This window comes from Crossiella sp. CA-258035 (assembly GCF_030064675.1).
In the GTDB taxonomy this organism is placed as follows: domain Bacteria; phylum Actinomycetota; class Actinomycetes; order Mycobacteriales; family Pseudonocardiaceae; genus Crossiella.
Genome location: NZ_CP116413.1, coordinates 7,996,649 through 8,017,767, shown reverse-complemented (window position 1 = coordinate 8,017,767; position 21,119 = coordinate 7,996,649). Strand labels below are relative to the sequence as shown.

Below are 21,119 nucleotides of genomic sequence, written 5' to 3'. Positions count from 1 at the left end.
GTGCCCACCCCGAACCGGGTGTTTCAGGCTGGGTTCAGCTTCGGCGAGGAGCGTCTGCTGGCGGATCGCGCACCAGCCGCAGGTGCGCACAGCCGTCGTGGAGGAACCGTGAACCAGGAGCCGTTGATCGTGCCCGTCCCGGAACAGCCGTCAGCCGAGACCGCGCCACCCCGCCGCAAGGGGCTCAAGGCGCTCGGCGTGGTCGCGGTGGTCGGCGTGGCGGGCGCGGCGATCGGGGCCGTGCTGCTCGGCGGCCTCACCGGCCAGGCCCAGCCCGCCGGCGAGGTCCGGCTGGCCGCCGAGCCGGTCGCGGCCGAGGCCGCCGCGCACCCGGCCAAAGGCCCCAAGGACAAGCGCCGCCAGCAGGAGGGCACCACCGTGCTGCTCGGCACGGTGAAGTCGGTGGAGACCGGCAAGCTCACCGTCACCAGGGACGGCGGCGGCGAGGTGACCGTGGAGGCGGACGCGCGCACCAGGGTGCACGGCAACGGCGTGGCCGAGCTGACCGGTCTCAAGCCGGGCCACCGGGTCGCGGTCCGGGTGACCAAGGACAACAAGGCGTTGCGGGTCACCGTGCCGAAGGCGCACCTCACCGGCACCGTGACCAAGCTGGACGGCGACCGCGCCACCGTGCTGGCCCGCACCGGACTGGCCCAGGCCGTCGACCTCTCCGGCATCCAGGACAAGCCCAAGGTGGGCGACGTGGTCGCGGTGCGCGGCGACGCGGTGGAGAGCGGCGCGGTGCTCAAGGCCGACCGGCTGCGCCAGGTCCCGGCCAAGCGGTAGCGCGCCGGTTGACCGGTACGGGGAGCCTTCTGCCACCATCGGCAGGGTGGCTCCCCGACCCGCTCCCGTGCGCTGGGGACTGATCCTGCTCGCGGTCGGGCTGGTCGGTCTCGGCACCGCGCTGGTCGTCTGGCTGCGTCCGCTGCTCGGCGACACCCCGCCGCAGGCGCGGACCCGCGAGGTCAGCGCGGTCGTGGTCACCTCATCGCCGTGCACTGGCCAGGCCGCGCAGGACGTGGTCGAGCTGGAGGTCGACGGCCAGAAGCGCCAGGCCAAGCTGGACGGCTGCGGCCACCGCCAGGGCGAGACCCTGCGGGTCGCCCTGCCCGTGCCGGTGGCCGCCGGCGAGCTGGTGGTGCTGCCCGCCGGGGCGACGCCGACCGGCAACGGGCTGGCGGGCAGGCTCAGCTCGGTGCTGCTCGCCCTGGCCTGCGTCGCGGGCGCGCTCTACGGCTTCCTGCTCCGGGTCCGGCTGCCGATGCCCCGCCGTTCATAGGTCCGCACAGGGAACCTCGTTCATCGGGAACCCGCACGTCCCGTTTCCCGTCTCACCCTCCGCACCGTCGCAACACAGCGGAGAGGGGCAGCCTCATGGGGACGTTGCCGTGACCGCGGGAACGCGCCGCGCCGAACTCAGACTCGACCCGCGCCAGTTCGCCCTGACCTGGCAACGGCTGGACCTGGGCGCGCCACCGCCCGCACTGGCCGGCCCGCCCGGCCCGGCCCGGCAGGGACCACCCGCGCCGCCGGAGGACGACCTGGTCCCGGCGCTGCGCCTGCTGGCAGGCGCCCAGCGCGAGGTGACCGTGCAGGTCTCCCGGCAGCCCGAGGTGTGGGCGGTCGCGGTGGCCTCCGGCGACGCCGGCCTGCTGGCCATCCGCACCGACCACCTCATCCGCCTGCGCCCGGCCTTCGGCACCGCCCTGCCCCGCCTGATCGTCTCGGTCGCCCCTGCTCTGCGCGGCGGCCCCGGCCGCTCGGTCAGCGTGCCCAGCGCCGTCTTCGACGAGGCCTGCGGCCGCGCCTACACCGGAACCGAGGACCTGACCGCCGCCCTGCGCGCCCGCCGGGTCCGGCCCGCTGACGCGGAAGCCTTGGGGCACATGCTCAGCGGGATCATCGGCGGCGGGCAGTTCGCCGCGGCCATGCGGGATCGGGCCGGGCGGCGGCACCTGGCGGCGCACACGGTGAGCTTCCTGGACACCGAGCGCGGGCGGTACCTGCTGGAGCAGCGGGGGACTTACGACGGGTCGTCGTGGACGACGGTCGCGCCCGGGAACCCGGCCAGGGTGACGGCGCAGGTGCAGCGGATGCTGGCGGACCTGGCGCGGACGCTGGGGTGGGACTAGGGGCTGAGGCTGGGACTGGGGGCTGGGTTTTCAGGCCTGTGACATTGGCGCGCTCCGCGCGCGGGATTTTTTCGCTCCTGAGTCGTGCGTTCGTGCCCCCGGCACACGCGAAGCAAGCTTCGGAGTGTCGGGGGCACGAACGCACGACGCGAAAAAATCAAACCCGTCGCTGGGTCAAAAAGCCCAGCGTGTCGCTGGCGCGCCACGCCTCCCAACGCGGCAAGTTGTCGCTGGGTCTCTTGCCTGGTCAGCTCACGATGTCGGACTTGGCGTCCCAGGTGTTGCAGTCGCGGCTGTTGTTGAACTTGGCGCCGTGGTTGGCCCAGGCCTTGTTGTTGCCGGGGGAGCCGTGGTCGCGGGGGCGCTTGTTGTTCGGCCAGTCGCCGCGCTGGCCGAGGTCGGCGATGGCCGCGTTGGCCAGGTTGCGGTTGACCGAGGCGCGGCCGGAGGCGGCGGCCAGGAACATGCCGGCGAAGCAGCTGGCCTGGAGCTCCTTGCGGCGGGACAGCTCAAGGCCGGTGGCCGAGGTCTGGCCCGCGTCGTACATCAGGTCCCAGGCGGCGCCCAGGATGCCGCTCATCGACTGCACGTGGTGGCCGTACTCGTGCGCCATCACGCCCAGGCTCGGACCGGCCTGCACGTTCTGGCCGTCGTTGCGCTCCACCCTGGCGTTCATGTAGATCGTGTGGTTGCGCCCGCAGTAGAACGCGCCGCTGGAGTAGCCGCCGGAGCTGCACGGGCTGTTGTCCTTGCCCACCACGACTTCCAGGCCCGGTGGGTCATCCGGCAGGTTCGCCGCGCGCATCACCGGGGCCCAGGCCTCGTGCATGCACTTCACCGCCGCGCCGTAGAAGGCGCGCAGCGCCTCCGGGCTGGACTTGAACGCGGGCAGGTTGCAGTTCGCCGGCGCGACCGGCTTGCCCACCTGGTGCAGCGGGTTGTCCTTGAGCCTGGGCACCGGGCGGGGCTGCGGCGGGGCGCTGCTGGTCGAGGTGCTGGCGCGGGTGGTGGTGAACCGGCCCGAGGTGCTGCCGGTGGTGGTCGTCGTCGTGGTGGTCGTGCTGCGACCGGTGGGACGGGCCAGGCCGGTGTAGCTCGGGAAGGTGTAGCCGGGCTCGGCGACCGAGGTCCGCCGGCTGCTGCCGATCGCGATCGCGACCAGGCCGACACCCAGCACCAGCGCGCCCACCAGCACCAGCGCGACCACCGGGCCGGAGGACTTCCGGCGCGGCGGCGGGAAGCCGATCGGCCAGGCCTGCTGCGGCGGCAGCCACGGCGGGGGCGGCCCACCAGGGCCACCGGGACCGCCGGGGCGTGGCGCGCTGTGCGGGGCGGCCATCGGCGGCGGCATCACCGCGCGCGGCGGCGGCGCGAACCCGCCACCGGGCATCCCGCCCATGGGCGGACCCATCGGCGGACCGGGCGGGCGCGGACCACCGGGCGGTGGGCCGGGCGGCCTGCCCTGCGGGCCGGTCGGCATCGGCGGGCGGTGCTGCGGGCCCGAGGGCATCGGCGGCGGCTGCACCGCGCCGGGCGGCGGCATCCGGCGGGTGCCCTGCGGGGCGACCGGGGCGGGGCGCGGCGGTGGGGCGACCGGCGCGGGCGGTGGCCAGCCGGCGCGCGGACCGGGCTGCGGTCCGGGTCCCGGTGGCGGCCACGAGCCGGGGGGAGGCGGCGTGGTCATGCTCGGTGCTCAGCTCATTTCACGTCTGCGGGCTTGGCCGCCCAGGTGTTGCAGTCCTTCGCGTTGCCGGACGCGTAACCCCGCTTGGCCCAGGCTCCCTGGTTCTTGCCGGTGCCGTGACTGGACTGGCTGTCGGGGGAGTCGTCAGCCTGCCGGAAGTCGTTGACCGCCTTGTCGGCCAGCGCCTTGGTCACGGTGCCGCGGCCGACCGTAGCGGCAAGGAACATGCCCGCGAAGCAGTTTGCCTGCATTTCCAGGCGGCGGGACAACTCCGCTGACCCCGGGGTCCCCTCCCCGGCCTCTTCCTGCTTCTGCCCGGCCGCGGCCAGCATCCCGCTCAGCGACTGCACGTGGTGGCCGTACTCGTGCGCCAGCGTGGCCAGGTGCCCGCCGGGCGAGCTGGTGCCGTAGACCCGCAGCAGCCGCTTGGTCGGCATGTAGATCATCGAGTTCCGCGAGCAGTACATCGCCACGAACTGCTCGTCCTTGTCCGCCTTGCCACAGGCGGTCTCGGTGATGTCGGCCGAGGTGTCCAGCTCGACCTTGTGCGTGGGCAGGTTCGCCGCCTCCAGCAGTGGCGTCCAGGCGCGCTGCAGGCAGTCGAGCCCGGCCAGGTAGTAGGCGCGCAGCTGGTCGGTGGCCCGGCCGATCTTGGGCAGGTCGCACTGGGCGAAGGCGAGCTTGCCGCCGTCGACCATCAGCGGGTGGTCCTCCAGCTTGCGGGTCGGCCGCGGCCGCAGCGGGGCGGGCGAGGGCTGCGTGGAGCCGGGGGCCGCGGTGGTGCCGGGGCTGTTCGGCGAGGACTGGGCCGAGGTGTCCGGCTCGGCCGCGTTGTTCGCGGTCACCTTCGCGTAGACCACCACCGACCCGACCAGCACGACCAGCACCAGCAGGATGGTCAGCGGCGAGTTCTTGCGGCGGCGCGGCGGCTTCGGCGGCTCCGGGTCGAGGTAGCCGGAGTAGTCGGCGTAGGCCGGATACGGGTCGTGGTACGCGGGGTAGCCCGAGCCCGCGCTCCCGCCGTGCTCCGGCGGCTGACCCGGCCCTGAAGGCGCCGTCATCGCGTGCTCACCCCTCTTTTCCCACTCGATGCCCCGAAGCATAGGTCGATGCCGCTATCCTCCGCTGCCGTGTTGACGAACTGGGGCGCTCTGCTCTCCGCGGCCGTGCTGGCACCTGTCGCGTTCCTCGCTGTGCCCCCGCCACCCTCGGGCGGAGGTGAGCCGACCGGCCCGCAGGGACTGCCCGGCACAGTGGCCGCCGAGGTGTCCCTCCGGCTGGAACGGGACGGCAAGCTCAGTGTGACCGAACGGGTCGCGGTGCCGGAAGGCCAGAGCGTCAGCCGGACCGTCCCGCTGCGCATCGGCGCTGGTGACGCGGTTGAGCGGGTGTTCACCGTGAGCGGGGCCAAGGTCGAGGGCAAGGGCCGGGTCGAGCAGAACGCCGAGGAGCTGACCCTGCGGCTGGAGGGCGGCCAGTCCACGGTCACCTACACCGTCGAGGGCGCGGTCAGCGACTCCGGCGACACCCAGGACGTGCGCTGGCAGGTCTCCGGCGGCTGGAGCGCCGACGTCGACTCGGTCGAGATCAGCTTCGTCTCGCCCAAGCCGCCCACCTCGGTCACCTGCCTGGCCGGCGCGCCCGGCTCGGCGACCCTGTGCACCAACGCCCAGGTGGTCGCCGGCGAGGCCGCCTCGGCCCGCAACATCGGCCTCAAGCAGGGCGAGCGGATCGACCTCGCGGTCGGCCTGGAGGCGGGCACCGTGCCGGCCAACGCCCGCTTCGACCAGGGCTCCACGCTGGCCAAGGCCTTCGCGCTCACCCCGGTCACCCTGGCCGGGCTCGGCGGCCTGGCGCTGCTGCTGCTCGGCGGCGTCGGCCTGCTCTGGTTCGCCCGCGGCCGCGACGCCAAGGCGCTGGCCAGCGACGTCGGCCCGGTGCAGGTGCTGCTCGCGGACGAGCAGCAGCGGGTCAGCTTCGCCTCCCCCGACGGCGTGCTGCCCGGCCAGGTCGGCACCGTGGTGGACGAGCACGTCGACGTCGTGGACGTCTCCGCCACCGTGGTCGACCTCGCGGTGCGCAACTACCTGTGGATCGAGGAGATCCACGGCGGCAGCGGTGTGGCCAACTGGCGGATCGTGCGCCGCAACCCGCCGGATGACTACCTCACCGACTACGAGCGGGCCGTCTACGACACCCTGTTCACCGGCGACCGCGAGCAGGTGCTGCTCTCCCAGCTGCGCGGCCAGGGCGGCCTGGACCTGACCGGCGTGCGCGACGCGCTCTACACCGACGTGGTCGAGCGGCAGTGGTTCACCCGCCGCCCGGACACCGAGCGCACCCGCTGGTGGTGGGTCGGTCTCGGCCTGACCGGCGCGGGCATCGCGGCCACCCTGGTGCTGGCCTTCACCACCACCTACGCCGTGCTCGGCCTCGCGGTCGTGGTGGCGGGCATCGCGCTGGCCGTCGGCGCCCGTTCCATGCCCGCCCGCACCCGCCGGGGCAGCGCGCTGCTGGCCCAGGTCCGCGGCCTGCGCGGCTACCTGCACACGGTCCAGGTGGACGACATCCCGCCGGCCGACCGCGAGATGGTCTTCTCCCGCTCGCTGCCCTACGCGGTGGTGCTCGGCGAGACCGACCGCTGGCTGCGCGCCTTCGCCACCCTGGAGTCCGACGCCGACGGCACCCCCGGCCTCTACTGGTACGGGGAGTCGGCCGAAGGGGAGGAGTCCACGCCCGACCTCCGGCGGTTCGCGGCGCACTTCCCGCTGTTCCTGGCCGCGGTGGACGGGGTGCTGGCCGAGGCCGGGCACCTGCGCGCGCTGCGCTGAGGCCCGTAGTCTTACGTCATGTCAGATCCCCAGCTGCACCGGGTGACTCTCGCCAACGGGCTGCGCGTTCTGCTCGCGCCTGATCGCACGGCTCCCGTGGTGTGTGTCAGCGTGCACTACGACGTGGGCTTCCGATCGGAGCCCGAGGGCCGGACCGGTTTCGCGCACCTGTTCGAGCACCTGATGTTCCAGGGCAGCGAAAGCCTGGAGAAACTCGCCCACTTCCGGCACGTCCAGGGCTCCGGCGGGGTGTTCAACGGTTCGACACATCCGGACTACACCGACTACTTCCAGGTGGCGCCCTCCGCGGCGCTGGAGCGCATGCTCTTCCTGGAGGCCGACCGGATGCGCGCGCCCAAGCTGACCGAGGAGAACCTGCGCAACCAGGTCGACGTGGTCAAGGAGGAGATCCGGCTCAACGTGCTGAACCGGCCCTACGGCGGGTTCCCGTGGATCACCCTGCCGCCGGTGCTGTACTCCACCTTCGCCAACGCGCACAACGGTTACGGGGACTTCTCCGACCTGGAGCAGGCGAGCCTGCAGGACTGCGCGACCTTCTTCGACACCTTCTACGCCCCTGGCAACGCGGTGCTCACCGTCGCCGGTGACTTCGCGCTGGCCGAGGCGATCGACCTGGTGGGCAAGCACTTCGGCGACGTGCCGGCCCGCCCGGTGCCGGTGCGGCCGTCCTTCGCCGAGCCGTTCCCGCAGGGCGAGCTGCGCGGGGAGTACACCGACTCCCACGCCACCCTGCCGGGCGTCGCGGTCGGCTACCGGCTGCCCGACCCGTCCACCGACCTGGACTCCTACCTCAACTACGTGGTGCTCACCGCGCTGCTCACCGACGGGGACTCCTCCCGGTTGCAGCGCCGGATGACCCAGGACGAGGAGCTTGTGGTCGAGGTCGGCGCCCGGTGCGGCCTGCTGGGCAGCGCGCTGGACGCGCGGGACCCGGACACGCTGACCGTCACCGCCATCCACCCGTCCACTGTGGACGTCTCCAGGGTGCTGGGCGCGCTGGACGAGGAGCTGCACCGGCTCGCCTCCGACGGCCCGGACACCGACGAGCTGGCCAGGGTGGAGGCCCGCTGGGCCGCCGCGCTGTACTCCGAGCACGACCGGCTGATGTCGCGCACCCTCGCCCTGGGCGCAGCCGAGCTGCTGTTCGGGCGGGCCGAGCTGATCAGCGAACTGCCGCGGCGGATCGCCGGGGTCAGCGAGGAGGACGTGGTGACCGCGGCCAAGGCGCTGCGCCCCGACTCCCGCGCCGTGCTCGTGCTCAACGCCGGAGGAGACCAGTGACCGAGTCCACTGTGGAGCGTCGTTTCCGCACGGCTGAAGAGATCGGCCGCACCGAGCTCGGGCCGCGCCCGCTGCCGCCGCTGGGCGAGCAGAACGTGGCCACCGAAGTGTCCATTGTGGACACAACGTTGGACAACGGCCTGCGGGTGGTGGCCGCGAGGCGGGCCACCGTGCCGCTGGTCGGCATGCGGCTGTTCGTGCCCTTCGCCGGCGCCGATCCCAAGCACCCGGCCGTCGGCGAGCTGCTGGCCGCCACCGTGACCACCGGCACCGCCAGGCGCAGCCGCCTGGAGATCGCCGACGAGCTGGCCCTGGTCGGCTCCTCGATCAGCGCCACCGTCGACCCGGAGCGGCTCTCCTTCAGCGGCGAGGGCCTGGCCAGCGGGCTGGACGTGCAGCTGGACGTGCTCGGCGACCTGCTCACCGGCGCGAGCTACCCCGAGGACGAGCTGCTGCGCGAGCGCGAGCGGCTGGTCAACGCGATCGCGCTGGCCCGCAGCGAACCGGGCACCATCGCCCGCGAGGCGCTGCAGAAGCACCGCTACGGCGACCACCCCTTCACCAAGGAGGTGCCGCTGCACTCCGACGTCGCCGAGGTCTCCGCCGAGCAGGTGCGCGCGCTGCACCGGGGCAACCTGCTGCCGCGCGGCTCGATCCTGGTGCTGGTCGGCGATGTCGACCCGGACAAGATGATCGAGCTGGTCGCGGACAAGCTCGGCGGCTGGCGCGGCGAGGGCAGCGCGACCCCGCTGCCCGCACTGCCCGAGCTCAAGGGCGGCGACCTGCGGCTGGTGCACCGGGCCGGGGCCGTGCAGTCCCAGTTCCGGCTGTCCACACAGGCCGTGCCGCGCGGGCACGAGAAGTACGCCGCGTTGCAGCTGGCGAACCTGGTGTACTGCGGCTACTTCTCCTCCCGGCTGGTGGAGAACATCCGCGAGGACAAGGGCTTCACCTACTCGGCCCGCTCCGCCTTCGAGTACACCCCCGGCAACGCCACCCTGCTGCTGGACGCCGACACCGCCAGCGACGTCAGCGCCGCCGCGCTGCTGGAGATCCGCTACGAGCTGGGCCGGATGGTGGTCTCGCCGCCGACCCAGGCCGAGGTGGACTCCGCCCGCAACTACCTGATCGGCATGCAGCTGATCGCCGAGGCATCCCAGGCCGGGCTGGCGAACACGCTGCTGTCGCTGACCGCCTTCGGGCTGGACTTCGACTGGCTGCGCGCGCACCAGCGCAGGCTGGCCCAGGTCACGGTCGAGGAGGTGGCCGAGGCGGCCCGCGAGTTCTTCGCCCCGGACGCCTGGACCGGTGTCGTGGTGGGCGATGCGGACGCGCTGGCCGGAACAATGGGCGCGCTCGGCGGTGTTGTCCTGCCGTGACCCAGGAGTTCCAGCTCGACCGGCTGCCCGCGTTGTCCCGCTCCACCGTCGATCGCGACGACCTGCTGCGGGACGACCCGGCCCGCCTCGCCGAACTCTGGCGCGAGGCGCAGCTGCTCGTGGTGGACGGCCGGGGCCGGGTCGAGCTGCTCGAAGGCGGTGCGGCGCTGCGGTACCGCGCCGCAGTCGAGCACTCGCCCGAACCCGGGGACACCGCGGTGCTGCTCGGCACCCAGGACGGCCGCTCCTACTGGGCCGTGCCCGCCGGGGACGGGCTGGAACACGAGGACTGGCAGGACCTCCGGATGTCCGGCGCCCTGCTCGACGACACCGACGCCGGCCTGTTCACCACCGCGGTCGGGTTGCTGTCCTGGCACCGGAACTCCGGTTACTGCGCGCGCTGCGGCGCGGCCACCAAGCCCGAACGGGCCGGGTGGGCGCGCCGCTGCACCGGCTGCGGCCGGGAGGAGTACCCGCGCACCGACCCGGCGGTGATCTGCCTGGTGCACGACGGCGCGGACCAGGTCATCCTGGCCCGCCAGCCGATCTGGCCGCCGGAGCGCTACTCGGTGCTGGCCGGGTTCGTGGAGACCGGCGAGTCGCTGGAGGCCTGTGTGGTGCGCGAGGTCGCCGAGGAGGTCGGCGTCAAGGTGCGCGACGTGCGCTACCTGGCCAGCCAGCCGTGGCCGTTCCCGCGTTCGCTGATGGTCGGCTTCGCCGCGCTGGCCGACCCCGGCGCCACGCTGACCCCGGCCGAGGGCGAGATCGAGGAAGCGATGTGGGTGCACCGGGACGAGGTGCGCGAGGCCATCGCCAACGACGGCGAGATCCCGGGGCTGCGGCTGCCGCCGGAGACCTCCATCGCGCGCCGCATGCTGGACAGCTGGGCGGCAATGCGAGGATGAGGCGGTGGGTGACGCCGAGACGCTTCTTGCGGGACTGGATCCGGAACAGCGCGCGGCGGTAGAGGCTCCACGGGGTCCGGTCTGTGTGCTGGCCGGGGCGGGCACCGGCAAGACCCGCACCATCACCCACCGCATCGCCTACCTGGTGCACCGGGGCCTGGTCGCGCCCGGCCAGGTGCTCGCGGTCAGCTTCACCAGCCGCGCCGCCGGCGAGATGCGCACCCGGCTGCGCGAGCTGGGCGTGCACCAGGCGCAGGCCCGCACCTTCCACGCCGCCACCATGAAGCAGCTGCGCTACTTCTGGCCGAGGGTGATCGGCGGCGACCCGTGGCAGCTGATCGACGGCAAGATGCGGGCCATCGCCCAGGCCGCCCGCCGCGCGGGCATGTCCACCGAGACCGAGATGCTGCGCGACCTGGCAGGCGAGATCGACTGGGCGAAGTCCTCGCTGGTCGCCCCGGTCGACTACCCGGCCGCCGCGGCCAAGGCCACCCGCGACCTGCCCGCCGCGGCCGAGCAGATCGTCACGGTCTACCAGACCTACGAGAAGCTCAAGTCCGAAGCCCGGATGCTGGACTTCAACGACTACCTGCTGCACACCGCCGCGGTCTTCGAGGAACACCCCGAGGTCGCCACCGAGTTCCGCGACCGGTACCGGTGCTTCGTGGTGGACGAGTACCAGGACGTCACCCCGCTCCAGCAGCGCGTGCTGGAGGCCTGGCTCGGCGGCCGCGACGACCTCACCGTGGTCGGCGACGCCAACCAGACCATCTACTCCTTCGCCGGCGCCGCCCCGCACTGGCTGCTGAACTTCCCCCGCCGCTACCCCGAAGCGGTGATCGTCCGCCTGGAACGCGACTACCGCTCCACCCCCGAGGTCGTCTCCCTGGCCAACCAGGTGATCAGCGCCGCCCGCGACCGCCCCAGCGGCTCCCGCCTCAAGCTCATCGGCCAGCGCCCCAAGGGCCCCAGGCCGCACTTCGCCGAGTTCGACGACGAACCGGCCGAGGCCCGCGCGGTGGCCCGCCGCATCGGCAAGCTGATGAAGGCGGGCGTGCCAGCCAGCGAGATCGCGGTGCTGTTCCGGGTCAACGGCCAGTCCGAGGTCTACGAACAGGCCCTCACCGAAGCGGACATCCCGTACCTGGTCCGCGGCGGCGAGCGCTTCTTCAACCGCCCCGAGGTCCGCCAGGCCATGCAGGCCATCCGCGCCGCGGTGCTCACCCGCCCCCGCCCCCGCTCCGCCGACGACGAGTTCCCACCCCACCCCGTCGACGCCGCCTTCCCACACCACTCCGCGCAGACCCCGCCCGCCCCGCCCTCCGCTGAAGCCGCACCCCCGCCCCGCCCTGCCGCCTCCTTCGACCTGATCAGCGTCGTCCGCCAGGTCCTCGCCCCCCTCGGCCTCACCCCCCAGCCCCCCGCCGGCGGCGCCGCCCGCGAACGCTGGGAGTCCCTCTCCGGCCTGGTCGGCGTCGCCGACGAGCTGCTCACCGCCCTGCCCGAGGCCGACCTGCGCCGCTACTCCGCCGAGCTCGAGGCCCGCGCCGAGGCCCAGCACCCGCCCACCGTCGCCGGGGTCACCCTGGCCTCCATGCACGCGGCCAAGGGCCTGGAGTGGGACGCGGTGTTCCTGGTCGGCCTGGTCGAGGGCACGCTGCCGATCCAGCACGCCATCGGCGACTCGGCCGCCGACCTCGCGGCCATCGAGGAGGAGCGGCGGCTGTTCTACGTCGGCATCACCCGGGCCCGCGAGCACCTGTGGCTGTCCTGGGCGCTGTCGCGGGCCGAGGGCGGCAAGCGGTACCGGCGGCGCAGCCGCTTCCTCAACGGGCTGATGCCGGAGGACCATCCGGCCGCCCTGCCGGCCAGGGCTGTGTCCGGCAACACACTGTCTCGGCAACCGGTCAAACCGGGGTGCCGCGGCTGCGGTGGCGCGCTGGTCGGCACCACCGCGATCAAGCTCGGCCGGTGCGCTGGATGTCCGTCCACTGTGGACGAAGAGCTGCTCGCCAGACTGCTCGCCTGGCGGGGTGCGCGGGCCAAGCAACTCAAGGTCCCGCCCTATGTGGTCTTCACCGACGCCACCCTCACCGCGATCGCCGAACAGCGGCCCGCCGACGACGCGGCGCTGGTGTCGATCTCCGGGATCGGCGCCACCAAGCTGACCCGCTTCGGCGCCGACGTGCTCGCGCTCGTGCACGGCGCGCAATCGTCTGACCACGGGGAAGACACACGATCGGGCAGTTGAGAAGCATTTTGTAAAAAGCGGTTGCATGCCCGTAGGACTCAGCAATAACCTGCAACAGCCGGGTGCGAAGAGCCCCGAGCCCGCGAGACTCGGTCTCGCCTACTGGGGAAGGGGGTGGACGTCGTGAAGAAACTGATGATCATCGGTACTCCGGCCCACCCCTTGACCGGAGAATTCGGCCCGTCTGGCCACGGCATCAATGGTAACGGCGTCTTCAAGGGCGCTGGCTTCGGCGTGAATGCGAGGGTCGGCCTTGCCGCCCCGCGTTATGTCCAGCTCCAGGGGACCGGTGTGTTCGCTGCCTGGACCCCCGCCACCGTTACCACCCTGATCCCGGCTGCCGTCGATGTGCCGAACACCGATGAGCGTCGTACGTCCGCGTTGGAGAGAAGTCCCTGACCCCAGGTCAGGAATGACCGACCTCTCGAGGCCGCGGACCCCCCACCAGGGACCGCGGCCTTTTTGTCGTCCCACCCAGAAAACCAGCACAAAACCGTTGGTACTGAAGGAGAAAACCTTGTTTACCGTCACTGCTCCGTCGACTCGCGACGTGGCCCCTACCGGCTGGGACACCTCCGCCGGTGTGACTGACCTGTTGGACGACGCGTCAGGCGCAGGTCTCAACCTGCCCTGCCGCGTCAACGACCCCGACCTGTGGTTCGCCGACACCCCCGCCGACCTCGAAGCCGCGAAGGGTCTCTGCGCCGGCTGCCCGGTGCTCGCCGAGTGCCTGGCCGGTGCGCTGACCCGCCGCGAGCCCTGGGGCGTCTGGGGCGGCGAGATCTTCGAGCGCGGTGTGGTCATCGCGAAGAAGCGGCCTCGCGGCCGTCCGCGCAAGACCGACCGCGTCGAGACCTCCGCGACCCAGGTCGCGACCGGTACTGAGGAGGCGGCGGCGTGAACTCCAGCGGCGATGCCACCTTCCTGATCATGAACATCGAACGACCGAGCCGAGGATTCAAGACGATGCATCTGTACGAAGAACTGTCGAAGGTACGAATACAGGAGGCCCAACGGGTGTCGGCCGAACGCAGGCTTGCCTGCGAGCTGGCTTCGGCACGCCGGTGGCGGACGCTGTCCAGGTGGGCGGCCCGCCGCGCGGAGAGGTTCTCCGCGTCCTGAAGCCCACCCCGATCCCTACTCCGACAACCCCTGACAGGCGTTGCTTCCCCGTGGAGCAACGCCTGTCGGCGTTAATGGGTATGGTTTTCATATGGCCGACTACGACAGTGGCGAGTGGCTGGCCCGCCTCCGCCAGCACGACGAGCTGACCGCGCACACCCACCGCACCCTGGCTGAATCCTTGGTCACCGGGTCCACCGAGGTCGTGCTCGACATCGGCTGCGGCGCGGGCGGCATGTCCGCGCACCTGGCCCGCGCGCTGGCTGCCCGCGGCGGCGGCACCCTGGTGCTCTTCGACACCAAGGAAGAACTGCTGCGCGTGGCCGCCACCCACGCCCAGTCCGATATCGACCCGGCCGTGGTGAAGATCGAGAAGGTCCCCGGCGACCTGGCCGACCCGGCGGTGCTGGCCACCCTGCCCCGCGCCGACCTGGTCTGGGCCAGCCGGGTCGTGCACCACCTGCCCGACCAGCAGCGAGCCGTCGACGACCTGGCCGCACTGCTCCGCCCCGGCGGCACCCTGGCCATGGTCGAGGGCGGCCTGCCCATCCGCGTGCTGCCCTGGGACCTCGGTTTTGGCATCCCTGGCCTGGAAGAACGCCTGGCCGCCACCCGCGACGCCTGGTTCTGCCGCCTCCGCCAGGACCTCGACGGCGCGGTCCCGCTGCCCTACGGCTGGAACCTGGTCCTGGCCAAGGCGGGCCTGACCGGCGTCACCGCCCGCAGCTTCATCACCGACCACCCGGCCCCGCTGCCCGAGTCCCTGCGCGCCGCCGTGGTGCACCGCCTGAACTGGCTCAAGGACGTCACCATCGACGCCCTGTCCGAAACCGACCGCACCACCCTGCTCCGCCTGCTCGACCCGGCCGACGATGCCTACGTCGCCAACCGCGAGGACACCTACTGGCTGGCAGGCGACACCGTGCACCTGGGCTCCGCCCCCAGCTGACCAATCCCGCCACCGCGCTCCGGGTTCGGCCCAGTCGAACGACAGCCGTCCGGCCGTGCCGCGCACGGCCGATCGGGTGCATACCGAGAAGACCCGTCGGTAAACCCGCCGAAGGCCTCGGTAACGGTTCGGCAAGCGGCCCCGCCGTCACTGTTCGTCGCCACTCCGGCACGTTGAGCGGACTCGGCCGACTGGATGACTAGCCAGTCAGTCAGGATTCCAGTCAGACTAACCCATCCGATCTATGGGATTCGGAGACCTGTCCACAGGCAAGAAAATCTGTAGGGGTGCAGAGATGACGCTGATGACAAGAACAGCGCCAGTTCATCGAGGAGACAACACATCGGAGCGATCCAGTGTCCCGACAACTGAACGCACGGGTTTGATCACGGTAGGCATCGCCGATGACGAGCTCCTGATCCGCACCGGCGTCCGCGGCGTGCTGGACCGCGCGACCGAGATCGTGGTGGTCGGCGAGGCCAAGGACGGCCCCGGCGCGGTCGACCTGGTGCGCACCCACCGGCCCAGGGTGCTGCTGCTCGACGCGGTCATGCCCGGCACGGACGCGCTGGCCGCGCTCCGGATGATCCGCCGCCACTCACCGGTGACCAGGGTGGTCATGCTCGCCGCCCCAGCCGCCGGCGACCTGCTGCTCCCGGCCCTGCGCGCGGGCGCGGTCGGCTTCCTGCCCAAGACCGGCCGCGCGGAGGAACTGGTCAACGCGGTCCGGGTGGTCGCGGCCGGCGACGCGATCCTGTCCCCGGCGGCCACCCGCAGCCTGGTGGACCACGTCGCGGGCGCCGAGGCCGACCGCAGGGACCGCGCCTCGCACCGGGTCCGCGCCCTGACCAAGCGGGAACGCGAGGTGCTGGTGCACGTCGCCAAGGGCATGGCCAACGCCAAGATCGCCAGGGTGATGTGCCTGAGCGAGAGCTCGATCAAGGCCCACGTCAGCCGCATGCTGACCAAGCTCCGCTGCGACAACCGGGTCCAGGCCGCCCTCATCGCCCACGACGCCGCGCTGGTCGGCTGAGGCGCTACCGTCAGGCACATGGGTGAGCCCGACACACCGATGTGCATCCGCTGCGGCCACCGGCAAGACCAAGACGCCAACCCAGCCGTCCGCCTCGCCTGGTCCGCGGAACGCACCACCCGCGGCACCCGCTGGCTGTGCCCCGACTGCGCACGCGCCCACGTGCGCGACATCGAGGGCAAACTGCCCGACGAGTACTGGTGATCCTGCCCCGGACCCAGCCCTCCTCGGCCAGCCAGCCCACCCAGCACCACCTGCCCCACCGGCCCGGGACCGCACCGCACGGAGTCGCCCGGCGCTCAGCCGCTCCCGCTGCGCGAAATCGCCCGGTCCCTCGCCGCTTCCGCCGCCCGCCGCCCGGACCCGCCGCCCTGCCGGAGCCGCCGCCGGCCCTTCACCTCACCCTGCCCTCGTGGCCGCGCGGTGCCTTCGCCGCGAGCCGTCCACCTGTCCCGTTGGTGGCGGGGCTGGTCAGCTCTCGTCGGCGAAGCCGGGTTGCCACTGGGTGACGATGTTCAGCAGCGAGGTTTCCGCGTCCAGCTGGCACAGGATGCCGATGGAGCCGAAGGTCACCCGGTGGATCAGCAGGTACTGCGGGGGCAGGTTCAGGGACCGGCCGGTGCGGAAGTCCGGGCCGCGCAGGTCGCTGATCCGTTCGGCCTGGCCCTGCAACCAGGACCGGGTGAAGTGGAACCGCTCGGTGCGCAGCGGCTCGACGAACGGGCCCAGGTAGGCGAGCACGTCCTCGGCGTCGAGTTCCGCGTCCGGGCGGACGAAGCCCTCGTCGCGCAGCCTGGTCAGCATGTCGTCGGAGCGGCCCTCCAGAGCCAACCGGGTCACCACGCCCAGGGTTTCCGGCAGACCATCCGGGAGCTGGGCGCAGGCGCCGAAGTCCAGCACGCACAGCCTGCCGTCGGGCAGCACCAGGAAGTTGCCGGGGTGCGGGTCGGCGTGCAGCAGACCGGAGCGGGCCGGTGCGGAGAAGTGGAACTCCGCCAGCCTGCCGCCGACCGCGTTCCGCTGCTCGCGGTCACCGTCCCGGATGATCGCCGACAGCGGGGTGCCGGTGACCCACTCGGTGACCATCACCCTGGGCGCGCTGGCCACCACCCTGGGCACGAACACCCGCTCGTCCCCGGCGTAGGCGGTGGCGAAGGCGCGCTGGTTGTCCGCCTCGTTGCGGTAGTCCAGCTCCTCGACCATCCGCTCCCGGAGCTCGGTGAGCAGCGGCTTGACCTCCATACCGGGCACCACCGCCTGGAACAGCCTGCTGAAGCGCTCCAGCTGGCGCAGGTCGGCGAGCAACGCCTCGTCCGCGCCCGGGTACTGCACCTTGACCGCGACCTCGCGCCCGTCGTGCCACACCGCGCGGTGCACCTGGCCGATGCTGGCCGCGGCAGCGGGCTCGTCGGAGAACTCGCTGAACCGCTTGGCCCAGCCGCTGCCCAGCTGCTCGGCGAGCACCCGGTGCACCGTCTTGGCCGGCAGCGCGGGCGCGGCGGACTGGAGCTTGGTCAGCGCCTCGCGGTACGGCGCGGCCATCTCCTCGGGAATGGCCGCCTCGAACACGCTCAGCGCCTGGCCGAACTTCATCGCCCCGCCCTTGAGCTGCCCCAGCACCGCGAACAGCTGTTCGGCGGTCTTGGCGGACATCTCCGCGCTGATCTCCTCGGCGCTGTGGCCGACGAGGCGCTTGCCCCAGCCGGCGGCGACACGTCCCGCCACGCCGAGCGGCAGGCTGGCGAGCTTGGCCGTGCGAGCGACGGCACGGCGCGGGATCTCGGTCACCGAGCGATTCTCCCCCGAGGTCGACGGCGGTCAGAACGGACCCGGCCGTCGCGGCGGCCCTGCCCACCTAGTTGTCTGACTACATGTAATCAGCATGGGGTGAGCCTGCGCCACAGGGGCAATCCGGATGCGGCTTGAGCACCTCCTTTCCCATGGACGCGTTGATCGGGTCGATCTCCAGCACCGCCGACCAGCTCGGCGGTGGCACCCGCCCGGTCTCCGGCCAGGACAGCGCGAGCAGCACCTGGGTGGCCGCCAGCGCCGCGGTGGCCTGCGCACAGCTCAGCTCCGGCGGCGGCACCTGCCGCAGCAGCTGCGCCGACATCCGCGGCCAGTGCGGATCGACCGTGCCCCGGTGCAGTTCCACGCACTGCAGGCAGGCGCCCCGCGCCGCGCGCACGAACGGCCCGACGTACCCGACGCCCTCGCTGACCCGCACGGCCAGGTGCGGCACCCGCTCGGCCATCAGTTGGTTCAGCCGGACCGCGTCCGGCGCGTGCCAGTCGGTGAGCACCACCAGGTCGGGACGGCGGCGGGCGGACAGCGCCTCGGTGCGCACCGAGGGCGAGCAGCGCCGCAGGTGCGCCCGCGCGGCCGCCTCCCTCGGCTGCCCGACGTCGGCCTCGGTGAACCCGCAGCCCAGGTCGTCGGCGTCCACCGCGCCGCGGGTCTCCACCCGGACGTGCCCGACGCCCGCGGTGGCCAGCAGCCCGGCGATGCCGGTGGCCAGCCTGCCGCCGCCGACCACGAGCACCGCGGCGTGCTCGCGCAGCGCGATCAGCGTCTCCGGCGGCGAGCCGGTGCGTAAGGCCCAGGTGGCCCGGTCGCTGCGCAGCCGTCCGCCCGCGCCGGGGCCGACCGGCTCGTCCAGCAGCCCGGCCTCCTCCAGCAGGTCGAGCACCTGGTCGACCTGGGCGGGCGGGGCCAGGTCGTGCAGGTCGGCCACGGTGTGCCCGCCGTCCAGGCGCAGCACGGTTTTCACCTGGTCGGGCGACAGGCGGTCGAGCAGCACGCCGTGTCTGCGGTCCAGGCCGAGCTGGACCGCGTCGTCCTCGCGGCGCAGCACCGGCAGGCAGGGCAGGATCCGCGGCCTGGTGCGGGTCTGCGGGGGATCGGCGCTGGTGGCCGGGGGTAGGGGTGCGGTGGGCAGGAGGGTGCTGGTCATGTGGCCACCGTGGCAGGGCGGGGGCGAAAGTGGAAAAAAGCTATCCACAGGGGGGTGGGTTATCCACAGATTGGCGGCGGGGGTGTGGGAGTGGGGTTTGGGCTGGTAGACGCGGGCACGAGCGAGGGGCGGCTCGTGGTGAGCCGCCCCTCGGTTCGTGTGGTGTCGCGGGTTGTGGCGACGGTCTGTTCGGTCAGACAGTCGCCTTGCCGAGAATTCGGGTCATCTTGGTGCCGCACACCGGACAGGTGCCCTTGGCCATCCGACGGTTGTTGCTTTCCTCGACCTGGCCCTCGAAGTCCCGCTTCTCCCGGCACTTCACGCAGTAGCCGTTGTAGCTCTCGGCCACGGCGACCTCCCTTGGCTGTTGTGGCCCCGATCTCCCACGACCGGGGTTGACTGAGCTCGGCCCGCCCGCCTCGCTCGCGACTCGCGGCCACGCTACCTGTGGTTTCTGGGAACCGCCGGAACGACACAGCCACGGTGTGCCCGCTTCACCCGACCTTGCCTGTGGATGGCTGCCGCCAAAATGTCGGTGCTGGCCGTACGGTGAACCCCGTGGCGAAGGCGCAGGTCGAGGTACGCCGCAGCTGGCGGCGTCGACGCACGGTCACCGCGTACCGCGAGGGGGACAAGATCGTTGTCCTGCTCCCGGCGCGGATGAGCCGGGCTGAAGAGGAGCACTGGGTCGAGGAGATGCTGCGCAAGCTCCAGCGCAACGAGACGCGGCGGCGTTCGCCCGCCCGCTCCTCCGACGAGGTCTTGCTGGCCAGGTGTGCCGAGCTGTCCGCGAAGTACCTGGACGGCAAGGCGGTGCCGGGCAGCGTGCGCTGGGTGCCGCCGATGCGCACCCGGTGGGCCTCGTGCTCGCCGGGCGACGGATCCATCCGGGTCAGCGAGCGGCTGCGCGACGTGCCGTCCTGGGTGCTGGACTACGTGCTGGTGCACGAGCTGGCGCACCTGCTGGTGCACGGGCACAGCGCCGAGTTCTGGCAGCTGGTGCGGGCCTATCCGAAGACCGACCGCGCGATGGGTTTCCTGGAAGGACTCGCCGCGGCGGCCGGTCTGGGGATCGAGGTCGACGGGGACGGGGGCTGAGCCGGTCTAGGTCGTCACGCCTCCTCCGGCCGGATCAGCCGCTCGATGCGGCGGGCCGCCAGGTAGGCCGGATCGGCCGCCTTGGACTGCTTGACCACGGCCGGGCGGATGCCCCGGTCGATGAGCCGGGCGAAGGCCTTGAGGAAGTCCAAGCCGGGGATCTGGTTGTCCGGCAGGACCAGGGCGACCGGCCGGGGCAGGGGTGCCGGCGGGTGGCGGTCGTACTCGCGGACCAGCCGGGCCAGGGTGTCGCCGATGGGTTTGCGGGCACCGGTGTTGGTGAGCAGGCCGAGGTCGTATTCGAGCGGGTTGAAACCGGACAGCTTGGGGTTGAGGTCGTGTGAGCACCACCAGCTGACACCGAACAGCTCGCCGCAGGAGGCCATGGCCCGGATCGACCGCTCGGTCCACTCCGGGATCAGCTCGGCGGCCATCCACTTGGTCGACACACCGGTCTCCTCCACCCACACCTGACGGCGCAGGTCCTGGTGGAAGGCTTTGATGACCTCGATGAAGTACTCCGAGTAGTGCACCGACGGGGTGGACAGCGGCCCGAAGTCCTGGATCACCCTGGTCCAGCCCGCCCAGGTGTGCACAGCTGAGGCGGTGCCGCTGGTGGCCAGTCCGTCGCGGCTGAAGTAGGCGTCGGTGAGCCAGGGGTAGTGGTCAATTCCGGACACGTGCAGCTTGCCGGGGGCCACCCGCTCACAGGTGGCGAACAGGGCGTTGTGCCAGGCGTCGCCCTGGGCCGGGGTGGGTTTCAGGCCCAGCGGGATGCCGGCCCAGTGCACCTCGTTGGACAGGTCGAAGCCCAGGAACCGGCGGTGGCGGCCGATGCGGGCGGCCAGGGCTTCGAGCAGGCGGTGCTGGGCGGCCAGCGCGTCCGGATCGGTGAAGAAGTCGCGGACCTTGCCGTTGCCGTTGTCGATCAGCCAGGGCGGCACGAACAGCAGCCCGCTGACCGCACCGTTGAACACGGTGACCTCGACGTCCAGCCGGCACCGGTCGGCCAGGTCGAGCAGCTCGGCGACGCGGTCGAGCTGCTCGCCGCGGACGTAGTGCGGGTTGGGCTGGAGCTCCGGCCAGACGCACATGATCCGGATGTGGTCCATGCCGAGCGCGGCGATCTGGGCCAGGTCCCGGGCAATCGAGCCACGATCCCAGTCGGCCCAGCTGAACCACCAGTTGCGGGAGGGGACGTAGTTGACGCCGAAGCGCACTCGGCGGCGAGTGCGGGCGGCGTCGTCGGCGGCCGGGGGCTCGGCGGCGTTCGCGGCACCGGGGTCGGCGGGGGTGTTGGCGGCGGCGGGCTGGGTGGCGGCGGCCGCGGTGGTCCCGGCGAGCGGGAGGGCGGCCGCGCCGCGGAGGAAGGCGCGGCGGGGCAGGTCGGCGGACACCGTTTCATGGCACCGCGCGCGGCCCGCCGGGACCAGCCCCGTTAGTCGCGGGGCCGGATGGGCGGGCCGAGGCCGCCGGG

At 72.4% G+C, this 21,119-nt stretch carries 21 protein-coding genes; 15 read left to right on the top strand and 6 right to left on the bottom strand.

The genetic code is table 11. The features are described from left to right. Positions 1-108 precede the first annotated feature (108 nt). The 3 genes from N8J89_RS36125 (at position 109) to N8J89_RS36115 (ending at position 2,135) form a co-directional block, all read left to right on the top strand. Positions 109-786 (top strand): DUF5666 domain-containing protein, encoded by a 678-nt coding sequence (locus N8J89_RS36125; RefSeq protein ID WP_283661420.1) that lies wholly within the window; start codon positions 109-111, stop codon positions 784-786. Between the two features lie 46 nt (positions 787-832). Continuing rightward, the gene (locus N8J89_RS36120) at positions 833-1,282 is read left to right on the top strand and encodes a hypothetical protein (RefSeq protein ID WP_283661419.1); all 450 of its coding nucleotides are present in this window, start codon (positions 833-835) and stop codon (positions 1,280-1,282) included. A 109-nt stretch (positions 1,283-1,391) separates the two neighbouring features. Beyond that, entirely contained in the window at positions 1,392-2,135 is a 744-nt protein-coding gene (locus tag N8J89_RS36115) for an ESX secretion-associated protein EspG (RefSeq protein WP_283661418.1), read from the top strand. A gap of 247 nt (positions 2,136-2,382) precedes the next feature. Here N8J89_RS36115 and N8J89_RS36110 read toward each other — a convergent pair whose 3' ends face one another. Next, positions 2,383-3,819 (bottom strand): neutral zinc metallopeptidase, encoded by a 1,437-nt coding sequence (locus N8J89_RS36110; RefSeq protein ID WP_283661417.1) that lies wholly within the window; start codon positions 3,817-3,819, stop codon positions 2,383-2,385. A 14-nt stretch (positions 3,820-3,833) separates the two neighbouring features. Next, entirely contained in the window at positions 3,834-4,880 is a 1,047-nt protein-coding gene (locus N8J89_RS36105) for a neutral zinc metallopeptidase (RefSeq protein WP_283661416.1), read from the bottom strand. 69 nt (positions 4,881-4,949) lie between these two features. Between N8J89_RS36105 and N8J89_RS36100 the strand changes: the two genes are divergently transcribed. The 11 genes from N8J89_RS36100 (at position 4,950) to N8J89_RS36050 (ending at position 15,795) form a co-directional block, all read left to right on the top strand. After that, complete coding sequence (locus N8J89_RS36100; protein ID WP_283661415.1) at positions 4,950-6,650, top strand: DUF2207 domain-containing protein; 1,701 nt, start codon at positions 4,950-4,952, stop codon at positions 6,648-6,650. 18 nt (positions 6,651-6,668) lie between these two features. Continuing rightward, entirely contained in the window at positions 6,669-7,952 is a 1,284-nt protein-coding gene (locus N8J89_RS36095; protein WP_283661414.1) for a M16 family metallopeptidase, read from the top strand. Beyond that, positions 7,949-9,331, top strand: a complete 1,383-nt coding sequence (locus tag N8J89_RS36090; RefSeq protein WP_283661413.1) for a M16 family metallopeptidase — start codon at positions 7,949-7,951, stop codon at positions 9,329-9,331. The genes N8J89_RS36095 and N8J89_RS36090 overlap by 4 nt, the downstream gene beginning before the upstream one ends. Then, positions 9,328-10,236: an NAD(+) diphosphatase gene (nudC, locus tag N8J89_RS36085; RefSeq protein ID WP_283661412.1), complete on the top strand. Its 909-nt coding sequence runs from the start codon at positions 9,328-9,330 to the stop codon at positions 10,234-10,236. Before N8J89_RS36090 ends, nudC begins: the two co-directional genes overlap by 4 nt. 4 nt (positions 10,237-10,240) lie before the next feature. Continuing rightward, positions 10,241-12,487, top strand: a complete 2,247-nt coding sequence (locus N8J89_RS36080; protein WP_283661411.1) for an ATP-dependent DNA helicase UvrD2 — start codon at positions 10,241-10,243, stop codon at positions 12,485-12,487. Between the two features lie 123 nt (positions 12,488-12,610). Further along, on the top strand, positions 12,611-12,886 hold the full coding sequence (locus tag N8J89_RS36075; RefSeq protein WP_283661410.1) for a hypothetical protein: 276 nt from the start codon (positions 12,611-12,613) through the stop codon (positions 12,884-12,886). A 151-nt stretch (positions 12,887-13,037) separates the two neighbouring features. Then, entirely contained in the window at positions 13,038-13,388 is a 351-nt protein-coding gene (locus tag N8J89_RS36070; RefSeq protein WP_449720845.1) for a WhiB family transcriptional regulator, read from the top strand. Further along, on the top strand, positions 13,385-13,609 hold the full coding sequence (locus N8J89_RS36065) for a hypothetical protein (protein WP_283661408.1): 225 nt from the start codon (positions 13,385-13,387) through the stop codon (positions 13,607-13,609). Before N8J89_RS36070 ends, N8J89_RS36065 begins: the two co-directional genes overlap by 4 nt. 91 nt (positions 13,610-13,700) lie before the next feature. Beyond that, positions 13,701-14,558 carry a class I SAM-dependent methyltransferase gene (locus N8J89_RS36060; protein WP_283661407.1) on the top strand — a complete coding sequence of 286 codons (858 nt, stop codon included), beginning with the start codon at positions 13,701-13,703 and terminating at the stop codon, positions 14,556-14,558. Between the two features lie 382 nt (positions 14,559-14,940). After that, positions 14,941-15,591, top strand: a complete 651-nt coding sequence (locus tag N8J89_RS36055) for a response regulator (RefSeq protein ID WP_283661406.1) — start codon at positions 14,941-14,943, stop codon at positions 15,589-15,591. Positions 15,592-15,609: 18 nt separating this feature from the next. After that, positions 15,610-15,795 (top strand): hypothetical protein, encoded by a 186-nt coding sequence (locus N8J89_RS36050; RefSeq protein ID WP_283661405.1) that lies wholly within the window; start codon positions 15,610-15,612, stop codon positions 15,793-15,795. 267 nt (positions 15,796-16,062) lie between these two features. Here N8J89_RS36050 and N8J89_RS36045 read toward each other — a convergent pair whose 3' ends face one another. The 3 genes from N8J89_RS36045 to N8J89_RS36035 all read right to left on the bottom strand — a co-directional run bounded on the left by N8J89_RS36045 (position 16,063) and on the right by N8J89_RS36035 (position 18,893). Then, positions 16,063-17,379 (bottom strand): ABC1 kinase family protein, encoded by a 1,317-nt coding sequence (locus N8J89_RS36045; RefSeq protein WP_283661404.1) that lies wholly within the window; start codon positions 17,377-17,379, stop codon positions 16,063-16,065. A 79-nt stretch (positions 17,380-17,458) separates the two neighbouring features. Then, positions 17,459-18,544 (bottom strand): ThiF family adenylyltransferase, encoded by a 1,086-nt coding sequence (locus N8J89_RS36040; RefSeq protein ID WP_283661403.1) that lies wholly within the window; start codon positions 18,542-18,544, stop codon positions 17,459-17,461. A 193-nt stretch (positions 18,545-18,737) separates the two neighbouring features. Further along, entirely contained in the window at positions 18,738-18,893 is a 156-nt protein-coding gene (locus N8J89_RS36035; RefSeq protein ID WP_185009861.1) for a DUF5679 domain-containing protein, read from the bottom strand. A 209-nt stretch (positions 18,894-19,102) separates the two neighbouring features. Here N8J89_RS36035 and N8J89_RS36030 point away from each other — a divergent pair, with 209 nt between their 5' ends. Beyond that, on the top strand, positions 19,103-19,642 hold the full coding sequence (locus N8J89_RS36030) for a M48 metallopeptidase family protein (protein WP_252482233.1): 540 nt from the start codon (positions 19,103-19,105) through the stop codon (positions 19,640-19,642). Between the two features lie 14 nt (positions 19,643-19,656). Here N8J89_RS36030 and N8J89_RS36025 read toward each other — a convergent pair whose 3' ends face one another. Next, entirely contained in the window at positions 19,657-21,039 is a 1,383-nt protein-coding gene (locus tag N8J89_RS36025; RefSeq protein WP_283661402.1) for a glycoside hydrolase 5 family protein, read from the bottom strand. Positions 21,040-21,119: the final 80 nt, after the last annotated feature.